The sequence below is a fragment of the Halostagnicola alkaliphila genome (assembly GCF_055379965.1).
This window is the reverse complement of sequence record NZ_AP043825.1, coordinates 558,037-571,412: the sequence shown is the minus strand read 5'-3', so window position 1 is coordinate 571,412 and position 13,376 is coordinate 558,037. Positions and strand designations below refer to the sequence as shown.

The 13,376-nt window shown below is 54.6% G+C and carries 13 protein-coding genes and 5 pseudogenes; 15 read left to right on the top strand and 3 right to left on the bottom strand.

From position 1 onward, the window contains the following. Positions 1-153: 153 nt before the first annotated feature. The 6 genes and pseudogenes from ACZ5C7_RS04900 to ACZ5C7_RS04875 all read left to right on the top strand — a co-directional run. Positions 154-654, top strand: coding sequence for a DedA family protein (locus ACZ5C7_RS04900; protein ID WP_464374971.1), 501 nt, complete (start codon positions 154-156; stop codon positions 652-654). Between the two features lie 420 nt (positions 655-1,074). Next, positions 1,075-1,794 (top strand): DUF7344 domain-containing protein, encoded by a 720-nt coding sequence (locus ACZ5C7_RS04895; protein ID WP_464374970.1) that lies wholly within the window; start codon positions 1,075-1,077, stop codon positions 1,792-1,794. A gap of 578 nt (positions 1,795-2,372) precedes the next feature. Further along, complete coding sequence (locus ACZ5C7_RS04890) at positions 2,373-3,632, top strand: phage NrS-1 polymerase family protein (protein WP_464374969.1); 1,260 nt, start codon at positions 2,373-2,375, stop codon at positions 3,630-3,632. A gap of 312 nt (positions 3,633-3,944) precedes the next feature. Further along, positions 3,945-5,102, top strand: a complete 1,158-nt coding sequence (locus ACZ5C7_RS04885) for a Fic family protein (protein WP_464374968.1) — start codon at positions 3,945-3,947, stop codon at positions 5,100-5,102. A 294-nt stretch (positions 5,103-5,396) separates the two neighbouring features. Then, positions 5,397-5,540 (top strand): annotated as a pseudogene (locus ACZ5C7_RS04880) (ArsR family transcriptional regulator); the annotation flags it as partial. 44 nt (positions 5,541-5,584) lie between these two features. Next, a pseudogene (locus ACZ5C7_RS04875) lies at positions 5,585-5,733 on the top strand (DNA-binding protein); the annotation flags it as partial. A gap of 259 nt (positions 5,734-5,992) precedes the next feature. Here the strand turns inward: ACZ5C7_RS04875 and ACZ5C7_RS04870 are convergent. Further along, a complete protein-coding gene (locus tag ACZ5C7_RS04870; RefSeq protein ID WP_464375261.1) occupies positions 5,993-6,361 on the bottom strand; it encodes a hypothetical protein in 369 nt (122 codons plus the stop codon). On the opposite strand from ACZ5C7_RS04870, the gene ACZ5C7_RS04865 reads away from it, so the two are divergent. After that, positions 6,302-6,424, top strand: coding sequence for a hypothetical protein (locus ACZ5C7_RS04865; protein WP_464374967.1), 123 nt, complete (start codon positions 6,302-6,304; stop codon positions 6,422-6,424). The two genes, ACZ5C7_RS04870 and ACZ5C7_RS04865, sit on opposite strands and share 60 nt — an antisense overlap. A gap of 46 nt (positions 6,425-6,470) precedes the next feature. Here ACZ5C7_RS04865 and ACZ5C7_RS04860 read toward each other — a convergent pair whose 3' ends face one another. After that, complete coding sequence (locus tag ACZ5C7_RS04860) at positions 6,471-7,124, bottom strand: nucleotidyltransferase domain-containing protein (protein ID WP_464374966.1); 654 nt, start codon at positions 7,122-7,124, stop codon at positions 6,471-6,473. Positions 7,125-7,625: 501 nt separating this feature from the next. Here ACZ5C7_RS04860 and ACZ5C7_RS04855 point away from each other — a divergent pair. From ACZ5C7_RS04855 to ACZ5C7_RS04835, 5 genes and pseudogenes are all read left to right on the top strand, one after another. Next, positions 7,626-7,918, top strand: a pseudogene (locus ACZ5C7_RS04855) (hypothetical protein). Next, a pseudogene (locus ACZ5C7_RS04850) lies at positions 7,918-8,251 on the top strand (DUF7558 family protein). Before ACZ5C7_RS04855 ends, ACZ5C7_RS04850 begins: the two co-directional pseudogenes overlap by 1 nt. A gap of 90 nt (positions 8,252-8,341) precedes the next feature. Beyond that, positions 8,342-8,701: a MarR family transcriptional regulator gene (locus ACZ5C7_RS04845; protein ID WP_464374965.1), complete on the top strand. Its 360-nt coding sequence runs from the start codon at positions 8,342-8,344 to the stop codon at positions 8,699-8,701. Further along, on the top strand, positions 8,698-9,039 hold the full coding sequence (locus ACZ5C7_RS04840) for a PemK-like protein (RefSeq protein ID WP_464374964.1): 342 nt from the start codon (positions 8,698-8,700) through the stop codon (positions 9,037-9,039). Before ACZ5C7_RS04845 ends, ACZ5C7_RS04840 begins: the two co-directional genes overlap by 4 nt. A 718-nt stretch (positions 9,040-9,757) precedes the next feature. Continuing rightward, positions 9,758-10,003, top strand: a pseudogene (locus ACZ5C7_RS04835) (transcription initiation factor IIB family protein); the annotation flags it as partial. A 200-nt stretch (positions 10,004-10,203) separates the two neighbouring features. Here the strand turns inward: ACZ5C7_RS04835 and ACZ5C7_RS04830 are convergent. Beyond that, positions 10,204-10,842, bottom strand: coding sequence for a P-loop nucleotide/nucleoside kinase family protein (locus ACZ5C7_RS04830; protein WP_464374963.1), 639 nt, complete (start codon positions 10,840-10,842; stop codon positions 10,204-10,206). A 61-nt stretch (positions 10,843-10,903) separates the two neighbouring features. Between ACZ5C7_RS04830 and ACZ5C7_RS04825 the strand changes: the two genes are divergently transcribed. From ACZ5C7_RS04825 to ACZ5C7_RS04815, 3 genes are read left to right on the top strand one after another with little or no spacing between them, the layout of a single operon-like run. Further along, entirely contained in the window at positions 10,904-11,533 is a 630-nt protein-coding gene (locus tag ACZ5C7_RS04825) for a TetR/AcrR family transcriptional regulator (RefSeq protein WP_464374962.1), read from the top strand. A gap of 8 nt (positions 11,534-11,541) precedes the next feature. Further along, on the top strand, positions 11,542-12,552 hold the full coding sequence (locus ACZ5C7_RS04820) for an ABC transporter ATP-binding protein (protein WP_464374961.1): 1,011 nt from the start codon (positions 11,542-11,544) through the stop codon (positions 12,550-12,552). Further along, the gene (locus tag ACZ5C7_RS04815; protein ID WP_464374960.1) at positions 12,552-13,325 is read left to right on the top strand and encodes an ABC transporter permease; all 774 of its coding nucleotides are present in this window, start codon (positions 12,552-12,554) and stop codon (positions 13,323-13,325) included. The genes ACZ5C7_RS04820 and ACZ5C7_RS04815 overlap by 1 nt, the downstream gene beginning before the upstream one ends. The last annotated feature ends 51 nt before the right edge of the window (positions 13,326-13,376 follow it).

Genomic DNA, 13,376 nt, shown 5'->3' with positions numbered 1-13,376 from the left:
GAACAGTATTGAGTGAGTATATTTTAACACCTCCCCAGATCTCGTGAAGCTACTATGCGCTCTATACTCATACTGAACAGTCAATACGATAATAGTAAAAGCAAAAAGGCTTACTCTCGAAACCACCTAGATACTGTGTTCGTCATTGAACAGATGATCGAATCAGGCTTTTCTCTTTTGTTGATTTTCGACGAGCCTGCATTGTTTCTATTATTCGTCCTGAAAGGAGCAATAATTGGAAAGATATTCCCCACATCACTTTTTTTGCCGGGATATCTTACTGCTATTTCGGCATCCTCGAGATTGGTCGTTATTAGTATTCTCGTCGCCTCGATTGGATATGTAACTGGTCAACTCATCATATATTATCTGTCTAATGATCGTGGAATAGATTCGATTAACTCTCTTCCAACTGTTTCTGTAACGGACGAGCAGGTAATGCAAGCTGAAAATTTATTTCAAAAATACAGTGGTATCGGCATTTTCGTTACGAATCTCGTCCCATTTGTCGGATCCTTCATCATGATTCCCGCTGGAATGACTTCGTATCCGATTGCTCAAACCATCTTTTACGCACTTACATCAACGGTTCTGAATTACATTCTTATTGTATTGATCGCTCTCGAATCCATCGAATTTCTTGGGCTACTGTGATCATCTTTCTCTTTGTAATTTATATCCTGGTCCGATAGTACTTGTTCTCGAGCAAGCAGCCCAATAAGATATCGGTTAAAAAGAGTGATTCAACAAAGCCAATTTCCACGGCCGAACACACCCACTATCGTTCCGATATCGAATCCGATGAGAGAGCGGTTGCCTCCTGCAGCGAGGAGGAGACCGGCTGGGTAACCGAGCCCGGTGAGTTCGTTCTCGAAGTCGGGCGCGCGTTGCGAGATATCCACGCGACTACGACAGTCTCGTTCTGATAGCAGCTGGACCTGCGATACCGATCGATTTGCGTTCCCAGGCTGATGAAAAGACTTCTTAGCTGTGGGCATGAACAACTACGTGACAATGGTACTAGTTAGCATCACACACTCAGGTCCGGCGAACCATCGAGATGTCGCAGCGCGAATGATCGTCGTACTCGGGATCGCGCTCGGCCTTGCCGGGTTCGCACACGTGTATACTGATCCCGAACCAGTGGTCATCCAGGCGCTCGAAGTGTTGTTGGTCGGTATCCCCGCGCTGATCATCATCTATGGTGGCTACTGGGTCGCATCACATCGGCTTCTGGATGAAAACAAGTGGACGGTCGCTACGTGGTGTCTCGTCGGGAGTGTAATCGGCGGCGTTCTAGTCGGCGGGTTTCTATTCGGCGAGATGCTCGTCGGGAATAGTATCGCGGATGGATCACTGCTGTTCATCGTTAGCATGTCGAGTGGCGCCCTCGTCGGATTGGTCGCCGCCGTAGCGACACAGCAATCAGTTTCCACAATCGAAGAGCAGGAAGACCGAGATGGTCGTACGGAGTTCGAATCGCTGTCATCGAGCGCTCGAACCTTGGCGACCATTGCGAAGGATACGTACGCCTGGCGTACAATTCAAATTCTTCTCGAAACTGATGGTCTGCTCACGGTCGAGAGCCTCGCCTCCCAACTCGTCACGTCAGAGGACGTCAGTGAGGAAGCGATCTATCTGGAGTTAGTACATATTCAGCTCCCAAAGCTGACTGACCACGGACTCGTCAGATACGATGCGGAAAAGGGTGTTGTGAGAGCGACCGACCGTCTCGAAACAGTCGCCGCCGCTGGTAATGAACTGGCAAATCTGCGCAACCCGGCGAAGGAATGAAAGCGGTTGCAGAGCACGCCCTGGTGACAGGCGGCGTCGACGGGTGATGCTGTCTCCGGTATTCCCACACCTCCCTGAGAAGGGGTTCGCTCTCTACGGCTAACACAAATTCGCACGCTCGCGGTTGGTTGCACGTCTCGGTACTCGTGTGTCCGTCGCTCGATCGGTCGTCGCCGGTCCCGAACCGAGGACGGGTTAAAAGCGGTCGCTGAAGGCGTCAGGTGTCACCGGAACGATCGTAGCCGCTGCTTGGACAGTATCTGTCCTGAACGCAATGGAAGATGGATATCTCTCGAAAGAAGGGGTCATGCCGGTCTAATAGAGTGTTTTCTCAGTTTGTCCACGCAGAACGACTATCCGCGAAAACTGCGTGGACAGGGATGTCCATGCAGAATCGCATGACTAGAGTACTGTCCGCGCAGAATACCCTGCAAAAACCAACTAGTATACGCTGGGTTCCACCCGCAGAACGGTGCAGGGACACCAACGTGGACAACAGACCGAGTATCGATATAATTCTCGAGAATCTGATATAGTTTGTCAGGGGCATCGATGGGTGCCCCTCGAGGGGATTACCAATGAGATCTGAGAGTCAAATCGATAGAATAGCGCTGCCAGCGGAGTTACAAGAACGCGACCAATGGGTGTGCTGGCGAGAAGAATCTCGAGATGGGAAGCCAACAAAGATTCCGGTGACACCAGAGAGTGGTGAGTTTGCATCCTCGACGGATTCGGACACATGGGTGTCGGTCGAAACAGCGATCGAGTACGCCGGTTCGGAAGATGCGGATGGCGTCGGGTTCGTGTTTACCGATGACGACCCTCTTGTCGGCGTGGATCTGGATAGCTGCCGAGACCCAGAGACCGGGGACGTCGACGACGTGGCGCAGGATATCATCGAGAAGCTCGATTCCTATACGGAGATTTCTCCGTCAGGAACTGGGTTTCATGTGCTCATCGAGGGGAAGCTCCCAGATGGCCGGAATCGACGTGGAAGTATCGAACTGTACGACACAGCACGGTTTTTCACCGTGACTGGTGACTCCCTCGAGGAAATGCCCGGTCGAGTTGTTCGTCGACAGGATGCGCTCGAGGCGATTCATCGTGAATACGTCCAAGACAGTGAAAGTAAGCAGAAGTCCGAATCAGGCCAACCTGACGTGACTGCCGAGCGAGCAGCGACGACTGAGGCAGGTACTGTTGACCTCGAGGACGAGGAGTTGCTCGAGAAGGGCCGGAATGCGTCGAACGGGTCAAAGTTTGAACGCCTCTGGAACGGGAACATGGCTGGGTACGAGAGTCAGTCGGAAGCCGATATGGCGCTGTGCTGTCTGCTAGCGTTCTGGACCGACGGCGACCACACTCGAGTGGATCGACTCTTTCGCCAATCAGAGCTCCTTCGGGATAAGTGGGACGACGTCCACTACGCCGACGGGTCGACGTACGGCGAGAAAACCATCGAACGAGCGATTGCGAACACCTCCGAATTCTACGATCCGGATGCTGGAGATGACTCGAGTAAAACGAGTTCCAGACAGAGTGAGTCGTCGGCCGCCGGCAGTCATGATGAACCAAAACGGAATCCTGCGTATCTAGTCGAGAAAAATCGACTATTGGCCGACCGCGTTGACGATCTCGAGACAACACTCGAGGAGAAAGCCGATCGAATCGTTGAACTCGAGGCAACCACCGAAGCGATTCGAGAGCAACTCAGTGACTGTCAAGAGGCACTCGAGCGTCGTGATCAGGTTTCGTCCCCCGAAATGGATAAGGAGGGCACTGATGAAGGAGCCTCAATTTTGACCCGTGTACGGCGGTTCGTCGGGAACGACAACTGAGACCTGTTCCAAATCTCTCCGCTGGGTTTATCGACTCCTCGAGGAGGTGAGGAATTCACCGATGACTGGAATCAATCAGACAAGTGACCCATGCATTGCGTGGTTGAACGAACCCCTCGAAGAGTATACCCCTGATTCAATCGCAACAATCTCGACGGGCGAGATGGGTCATGTTCAACAGACGATTGAAATAAGAGGAGCAGTTTTCCAAAATCCTCGTCTCGCATTTTGAGTAGGGCTACCTCAGGCGACAGAAATCAAGTTGGTTTAAGAGCGATATGATTAACAGCCCAGAGTTCGTGGTATAGTCAAATGCGGACTCAAGAACTTCCGGAGGAGGCCCCCGGCCACTATCGCGAGTCTCATCCATATCCATACTACATTCCGGACAAGCTCCCCCTCTCGAGAGGGATCGATGTCGACGACGAACTCACGGAACGTATCGCCGACGCGTCCTTTCAGCTCGGCCGAATCGACGGGATCAGCCCAACCGTCGACTTCTCGCCGGTCCTCTACACGTCTCTCGTCCGCCTCGAGGCCGTCGAGACCGCCGAAATAGAAGGTGCCGATGTTGACGTGGACGAGGTATACGCCCATCACACGCGGACTAGCAGAGGCGAGACCCTCGATGTGAGCCGCGACTTGCAGGAGGTCTTGAATGCCGAACGCGCTCTCCAGAAAGGATTGGACGCAATCAAACAGGGCGAGCCGATAACGCTCGAACTCCTCCAGTCGCTCCACGAGTTGCTCCTCGAAAACGTCCGGAACGAAGGTGAGGTCGTAGGGGATTGGCGGGCGACTGATGTCCACCTTCCCTCTCCGTACGCTAGTCAGCCTCCATTCGTTCCCCCGCCGCACCAATCGGTTCCTGAACTGATGGACTCTCTGGAGACCTATATTCAGATGGGCGGCCAATATCACCCGCTAGTTGATCTCGCGATTACGCATTACCAGTTCGAGACGATCCATCCCTGTGAAGACGGGAATGGCCGGCTCGGCCGCATTCTCATCGTCTTACAGCTCTGTGCTGAAGGATACCTGAGCGAGCCGTATCTCTATCCGAGCGCCTACTTCAATCGCAACAAGCAGGAATACGTCGAGAAGATGCGCGCTGTGAGCGAAACTGGGAACTGGAGCGACTGGATCGCGTTCTTCATCGATGGAATCGAGGTGCAGGCGCGGGACTCGTACGAGCGGACACAGCGGCTGATAGAACTCCGGCGCGACTACGAGCAACGGTATCCACACCAGAAAACGAGTCATCGCCTTGCGCGGGGCGTCTTCGACATGCCGTACTTCACTGCCAACGACATCCAAGACGAGTTGGATGTCAGTCGGCAAACCGCATACAATGCCATCGAGGAGTTAGTATCCGACGGTGTTCTCGTTGAGACGACTGGCAAACAGCGGAATCAAGAGTTCAAAGCGGTCGACATTTTCGACATCCTCGAGAGACGGCCGGATCACTAGCTCGGAGATCGTGGGCTCAGTTCCCACTACGTCGTCGAATGGAACCGTTGCGGGAGTCTTCGAGGTCCTACTCGAAGTCCACATCAAGGCTCCAACGACATTGGTCCGCGAAAGTTCGTGACCACGACGGTCCTCGTGGTGGTTCTGAATCCGTTTGAACGTGGCGGGTTCGCCGGTGACATCGTTCGCTTCCTCTGCCGATTCGTCGACGTCTCCCTCGTCGTTGGGATCCTCGGCGTCGGCTTCCGCGACCTGTTCGGCGATATCCGGATCGATATCGGCGTACGCGTCTTTCTCGATATCTCGCCGTTGGCCGCCGAGATCATCCTCCAAGCGCTCCGCTCCGTCGTCCACGAGCACTTCGATATTGAGGAGCCAGGCGTATCGGTCGCGGATATCGAGGGTGTCGACCGGGACGTCGCCGACGACGACGCGTGAGCGTCATCCACATCGCTGATACCGGCCTGTTCGTCGCGATGGGCCAACGGTCGAATCAGACGATGGCTCGCGAAGGACAGACGGTTCGATTCCGGGCGGCAGCGAAGAGCTGGTACCAGGGACGATGCTCGCTCGTCTTGACGGGCTGGAGTCGCATCGAGTTCCGGAACGTCGCCGGTGGTGGGACGAATAGTTGATGTAGTTCCCCCTTTTATGCTGTGGGCCGAACCGACCCAGACCCCACCGCCCCACCCTCCGCTCCGTGCTCGCTGCGCTGTGCGCGCAGCCACAACCGATGTCCAGGCTCACTTGGGCAATGGCACTTCCGACAGACTCGAGTCGCTCAGATGGGTTTGTTGTGCGCTCCAAAGAGGCGTCACGAGGTAACTGAAATGCCAGTACAAGTCGCACTGACGGTGACTAATGTGGTACTGGAGAAGTCCTGGCGATGGTCACTCGCAGATACAGTCCTGTGTCCGGGTGAGACGAACAATCTCGTTGTGTAGTTGGACTGCGAGCCTGTGAATCGTCTGCGCCCGATACTCACCTGCGACGCCGGTCCGGTAGTAGGATTCCGATCGGTTTTCGATCCAAAGTTCTTCGAGCCGATCGGCAATGTCGCGAGAGAAAAGACCCGCTCTGACGCCCAGTTCGTACACCTCTGTATGGCGCTGGCCGGCGACATCGTACCCTTTCTGCCCGACGTAAAACTGGATTGAGCGCTCAATCGCCACGAAGGAACTCTCAATGATAACCGTGTAGTGGCCGTTTCGACCGAGCAGGAAGCCAGCGGCGTCGAGGAGCCGGCACGCCTTCCGCAGTTGAAGGATGTCCGAATCAGAGACGTACTCAAGCCGACTTCCGGGTTCTCGGGTCTTCGCTGAAATGCGTCTTCGGCGTCCGCCAGCGCTGCTTCGAGTTCCTTCGAGGTCATTCCGTCACCTCGAAAATGTCGTGTCTCACTCGCCGAAGCGTCTCGCTCTCGAGGAGGGGAATGCCCTCCTGAAATATCGGTTGGAGATCCGCTCCCCGCTTGCGAGCGCTCTCGGGAGACTCGACAAAGATCTCGAACTCATATCGATCGCCGCCGATCGATTCTTCTTCGAGATCCCGAACGATGTCTGAGACGGTTCGCCGCACAGAGACCACCTCCTTGTCGTCGACGAGAACGAAGACGTCAATATCGCTCGCACGGTCAGCCTCACCGCGTGCGACACTCCCAAAACAGAGAATCCCAGCGACCGACGGTAGTTGATCGTCGATCCGCTTGCGGAATCGCTTCAACGGTTCCCGAAACTCCGCTTGCGGGATTTCGAGGAACGGATCGTCGGCGTTGTGTAGCCGCTGTTCGTCGATCTTGTAGAGGGTCCGATTACCCGCGTCCCGCCTGATTATCAACTCCATAGCCTCGAGCAACGAAAGTGCCTTCGACACGCTCGGACCGCCGTACCCGGTCAGTCGTTGTAGGTCTCGATTCGAGAACTCTTCGGACGGGTTGCGAGCGAGTATCTCGAGGGTATCGTCCATCGCTGCGTACCGGAAGACTTGCTCGTCCGGAAGGGGTAATCGTACTTCGACGTTCATCTGTTATGTCCTATGTAACGAGTTACTTCACATATAACAATTTCCCCGATTATCTGACAATAGGCCATTCAGCCGATCAAACAGCGCTCAATACGTCCCAATCCAATCTATAATCCACATCACTCTTCTGTGCCAATCGATATTGTCAATAGAATATCGACAGACCCAATCAATCGAGTGTTCGCTCCGTCACACCAGCCGCCACCATACGAAAGCGCTCCAGTCAACTGCTCCGCTGGGTGTTTATTGGTTCCTTTCGTGTGAGAGGCGATTCAAGAAGCGCGGTCTGATCCCCACTCGAGGAACTCATGATAACGAGAGACATCTAGTTCTTGGCAGCGTGACCGACTTTAGCTAACATTTTGAGGGTTGATCCAGATTGTTGGTTAATAATTCCAGAGCCGCTGTCCCACTCTACCAAGTCACCTGCTATCGAGGGGAGAGTCTGTCAGCGCCATGAGGCGTGAGGCGCGCACGAAAGCGTACCCGAACTGATTCTTCATGACTGGTCCAGATGCACTCGACGATACAGCGAACGATTACAGACGACTCGAAACCGAACTGGTTGCACAAGACCGAGATGCGACTCGTATCTCGACGGCAGACGTTGACGAAACGAGACCGCCCGACGCCTCGTTGCCGATCTCCTCGAAGACGATGTGGTCATCCCGATCGCTGAACAGCGAATACTCGTTCACGACCCAAGTGGCGAGGCGTTTGACTCGATCATGCAGTTAGCAGTCTTCCACCGGGGCTGGACAGCCGCCCGCGACGCCGATGAGGAGGACGAGTGATGCAACAGACGCTCTCTGGCTGTGTCTTCTGTGATGTACCGCCCGGCTCGGAGCTTGGCGAAGCGCGTACTTGGGGAAAGGCGACCTAGTCATCCACTCGATCTGCCTCGATTGCCCTATCCAGACGTGGCTGGATCCCGACGAACGCGACCACCACGCGTGCGACGGCTGTGGACTTGTCGTTGACGCGCTCGCAGCACTCACGCGGTTCCGGGTAGAGTTCGTCACCTCGAGGGACCCCTCCAACTGTGCGCCCGCTGTAGCCCCGGTGGGCCAACCACCTACTGGACCCGCAAGCTCGAGAACCACCTCGTCGCGACGCCACCGGAGTGACTTCCTCGTGCATTTCTAGGCACGGGAACTCCTCAACCCAACGTACCAACATTCCAAATAGCTATGTTCCAACAGTCCCAACACTAGTGTATGTCGAGCGGCACCATAGATATCGACGAGTTTGAGAACGCCGACGACGACGAATTCGAGGAACGGAATGATACCGAGCGAATTGTGCTGTTCCTCGACGAGAACGACGACCGTGCGTGGAAGGCGGCAACGATCGCCGAGCGACTTGGGCTGGATACGGACGCTGTCAGTGCAATCCTCTCGCGATTGAAGGAACGAGGTCTTGTGCGTCACAAGCGCCCGTACTGGGCGATCACGAACGACGAGGAACGGCTCCAAGCGGGCTACCAGCTACACCGCCACCACGAGACTGCAGACAAACAATACGGTGAGGAGCGCCTCGAGGACCTCCAGACCGACGAGATGGAACAAGTCCAGTGACTTCGTTCGAGGACTTGGAACGCGGTGATATCGTCTGGGGGACCGATCCACTCTCGGAGAAAGGTCGCCCGCTGCTCGTTCTGGGATCCCCTCAGTTCCCGAACCACGGGATACAACTCATTACTGTCCTGATCTCCACGAAGACCTACCACGAGGAGTCACTCATACTTCAGGACGACGACTACGAGGGCGACCCACTCGGGGAACGAAGTCACGTTCTTCCGTGGTCGCTCGTGACCCTCAACAGTGCTGCAGACGTAGAACTCTACCTGACATCGCTTGTCGACGACCGCACCGAGGATGTGGCGAACCAGTTAATCGACTACATCTCCTCCTAAGGCACTATCGGTCCCGTCCAGATCATGAAAACACCGCTGGGCGTCTCGTATCTGTGGTGCTTGCGGGTCGGGGGACGACCGAGACAGCCTCGACCTTTCTGAGTCTGCCAGGATAGCGGTGGTGTTATCAAACGGAGTGACCGGCTGGACCGGTGCTTCGTACCGGCCCGCCCCGCTCGCCGCGTTCCGCCCTCCGCGTCGCTCACGGCTTCGCCGTTCGCTTCGAGGCGTTCCCTCCGGTCACGCCTCGCTTCGATCGCGACCGACCATTCCGGGCATACGGGCGCTCTCCGCACCGTGAGCGCCCGTTCCAGGCTAAAATACATGTGCCCTCGACGCCAGCGGGTATCCCCGTCGGTTGCGCCTCTTGCGGGCTTTCGCGTTCCAGCGCTTTGTGTCGCCCTGGACACGGGCCCGCATATCGGGCCGGACACGTGCGGGCATATCCCGCTGAACGCTCGCTCCGGGCGGGTCAGCGCACGGTGCTGGATGGGTACTCTCCCTGGGCGCGCTCTCGCTCGCTCCCAAGGTCGCTCGCGAAGGCGCGAGCGAGATCGCGCAGATGGTTCTGTCGGTTGTGGTCGTTGAGAAATCCGCGATGTACCAGCATCGCGGTGGCAGGCGCGTGAGCGCCTTCGGAACTGAGTTGAGTTCCAATGTCAAATAAGAACGTCACCAGTGATGTAGTTTCGGTCGATGAACAGGCATTCGAGAAACACGACTTGCCTCGGAACTCGAGGTTCCTGATCGGATTCGTCACCGAGCGACAGAGTTGGCTAAGCGGGCGGAATCAGCGGGTATTACGACGGGTGTTCGTCCATCGGGATTCGCCGCTGCCTGCTTGTACAAAGCAGGACGTGAAGACGGGTGGTGCCTTACTCAGTCAGCTGTTGCAGAGGCTGTAAACGTCTCAGCAACAATAGTGCGGATCCATCGTGATGCGCTAGACGAATTGGGCGTGTAACGACCACGCTGTGGAATTTCCGGCTCTTTTGTAATCCATAGAAGACGATCGGTTTGGCATACTCTGCGGTAAGTACAGGAAGTACAGTTGCCGGAGAGTGCTCTCACGTACCCAATAATCTCGTCAAGAATCCAGTATCGAGGTAAGCCAAGTGCCACGATTCTGCTGGCAGGTCAGTAGTTATACCGAAAGTACCCAGATCAGAACGTATTGTCTGACGCGTGGTTCGAAATCCATTCGTCAACTCGTGTTGCCGTTTCATCGATCGTTGCATCAGTCGTATCGATGACTGTGAAGTCCTCGTCGTCTGCGGTCTTCTTGAACCACTGGTTGAACTCTACTTGGTCATCGATGTCGGACTGATCCATCGCGAACTCGCCGGGGTGTCGCCCTGGGGAACGAGCCTTTAGTCGCCGCTCTTGTTCATCGTCATCACAGACGAGTACGAGGTAGTGGATTTCCGAGAAGCACTCGTGTTGGGGGTGTGCTTCGATGCTCGCAGGAACACCGGTCCCGGCTCCAAACAGAACCGGAGGACGTTTCGATTGGGCAATATCTCGGCAAAGGCGAAGCCACGTCTGAATGTACCAATCGGTTTTGTCCCAGAATTCGTCGCGCCATACGACATCCGAATCGAGGAGCACGACATCGTTGCGCGTTCCACGAAGTTCATGGAGTACCGCTGACTTTCCGGTCCCACCTGACCCACTAACAATGAGAAGCGGCTCCTGGTGGATCGATTGTTCGTACTCACACTCAGGACAGACGACCACGGATTCTGCCGAGTCGACCGTCATATCGAGGTGAACCGCTCCACAATCGGGGCATTCATCGAACATACCTACAGATACCATCTTCCGACACCATAGCTTTTATTATCTGACTGAGTACTCACTCAGTATGGGCAGCGAAGACGCCGATCACGATACGGGTGCACATAACAGAGAAATTACTTGGGCAGTGATGCAGGCGCTATCGAAACACGGGTATGCAGACCTCACAACGAAGAAAATCGCAGCAGAGTACTCAAGGGGAGAGTCGGCACTCTACTATCACTACGACTCGAAAGACGACCTCATCTGCGCATTTCTCGATTCGTCGATCGATTGGTTCGACAAACAGCTTGAAACGATAGAAACGGAAAACCCGGAAGATCGACTGTACGAAGCCTGTGGTATTCTTATCGGAGATGTGCTCAACTCGGATGAATACGGCGAATATGAGGGACTGTACATCGCCCTTGCGGAGCTGAAGGCTCATGCACCGTACAACAAGGCATTTCGGAAACGACTAATCAGACATCAACAATCAGTTATCGATAGTCTTGCAGAGATTATCGCTGACGGCATCGATGATGGAACGTTCGAAGGCGTCGATCCCGAGGCGACAGCTGCGCTTCTCGTCGTCACTTGTGATAGCATGATCGACCACGCAGTGCTGCTGGGGATGGACGACGTCGCGTCGATGATTCGAGAACAACTGTTCGCGTTCATCCGTACGAATCTGCTGGCAGTCGATCGAATTGACTAGATCCATTAATGAAACTACCAAATCCTCCAGACCCCATTTCCGACCCGGCGATTTCAGTTCGAGGGTTGACAAAAGTATACGGTCGGGGAAAGAACGAGCTTCGAGCAGTCGACGATGTTAGTTTCGACATTGATTCTGGTACCGTCGTTGGTGTCTTAGGTCCGAACGGAGCAGGCAAGACATCTATCCTCAAGATGATGTTAGGAGTGATTGCCCCAACGGGCGGATCGGTGCGAATCGCTGAAATAGACGTTTCATCGAATCGACAAGCGCTGTATCGTACTGTTGGCGCGATGCTCGAGGGTGCCCGAAACGTCTACTGGCGACTTACTGTCCGTGAAAATCTCACGTTCTTCGCGAGTCTCAACGGTATTGATCCCAGACGGGTACAGAAGTACCACGAGACACTGATTTCACGATTTGGGCTCGAGGAGAAGGCTGATGAACCGGTCAGGAACCTTTCGAGGGGAATGAAACAGAAGGTTTCGCTCATCTGTACCTTGGCTCGACAGACGGATATCATATTTCTCGATGAGCCAACGCTCGGGCTTGATGTCGAAACGGCACTCGAACTACGACGGGAAATTCGATATCTCACAGAAGCAGAGTCAATGACGATCGTTCTCAGTAGCCACGACATGGACCTGGTCGAAGCGGTATGTGATCGCGTTCTCATCGTTCACGATGGGCGCATCATTGCGGACGATACGGTCGAAAACCTCGTCGAGATCTTTCGCGCGCAACTCTATCGAGTGACCGTCGAGTCTGGGCTCTCCGATCAGTTCAGAAACCAACTCGAGGATGACTATAGCGCAACAAACTGGGCTCAGCTTGAGGAAACTGAACGGTTCGAAATAACGATTAGTTCTGGAGAGTCGTTCTACGATTTCATCGACGATCTTCAGCAAGCGGCTGTACCACTGCGATCGATCCGCTCACTCGAATCGAACCTTGAGAGCGTATTCCTCGAACTTACTGACAGTACCCCCCAGACGAACAGCCGACGTGAGGACCGATAATGTGGCCGATACTGACGCTAACTCGAGCGATCGCTCGAAAAGAGCTTACGCTACTGGTTCGCTACCCTGTGGACAGCGTGTCTAACATTGTTATGATTTACCTGTTGTTCGCGCTGCTGTTCTTCGGTGGTCAAGCGGTAGGTGGGCCGACGCTCGCACAGTCGTTCGATGGGATCATCGTCGGATTCTTCCTCTGGACGATGGCATCCCTCTCTTTTGCACATCTGGCGTGGTCCGTAAAGGCCGAATCACAGTGGGGCACGTTTGAGCAGTTGTATATGACTCCATTCGGGATTCGAACGGTCATGACGGTGAAGGCGATCGTGGGGATGACTTTCAATTTTGGATGGGGGCTGCTTATACTACTACTCATGTTAGTCACGACCGGCCGATCGTTGCACCTAGATCTCGTTACGATTCTTCCGATAGGTGCCTTTACACTCGCATCTGCCGTCGGAATCGGATTCTTGTTCGCCGGATTTGCGGTGCTCTACAAGCGAATCGGGGGATTGATCAATTTGGTGGACTTCGCGTTCGTCGGCCTCATCGCTGCGCCGGTCGGAACGTATAGCTGGTTGAAAATTGTCCCGTTGGCGCAGGGAAGCTATCTTCTTCGACAGACGATGGAAGACGGAGTACGTATTTGGGAATTCCCTGTAATTGAACTCTTCGCTCTCTTTATGAATGCGATTATCTATCTGGGGGCCGGGTACTGCATTTTCTGGTGGGCACAGCGACGCGCACGCCAGAAGGGAATTCTCGGACACTACTAGCATTTCGACCTAGCGTAACTAGATAAATTTTTAATGTGTTTGATATAGACG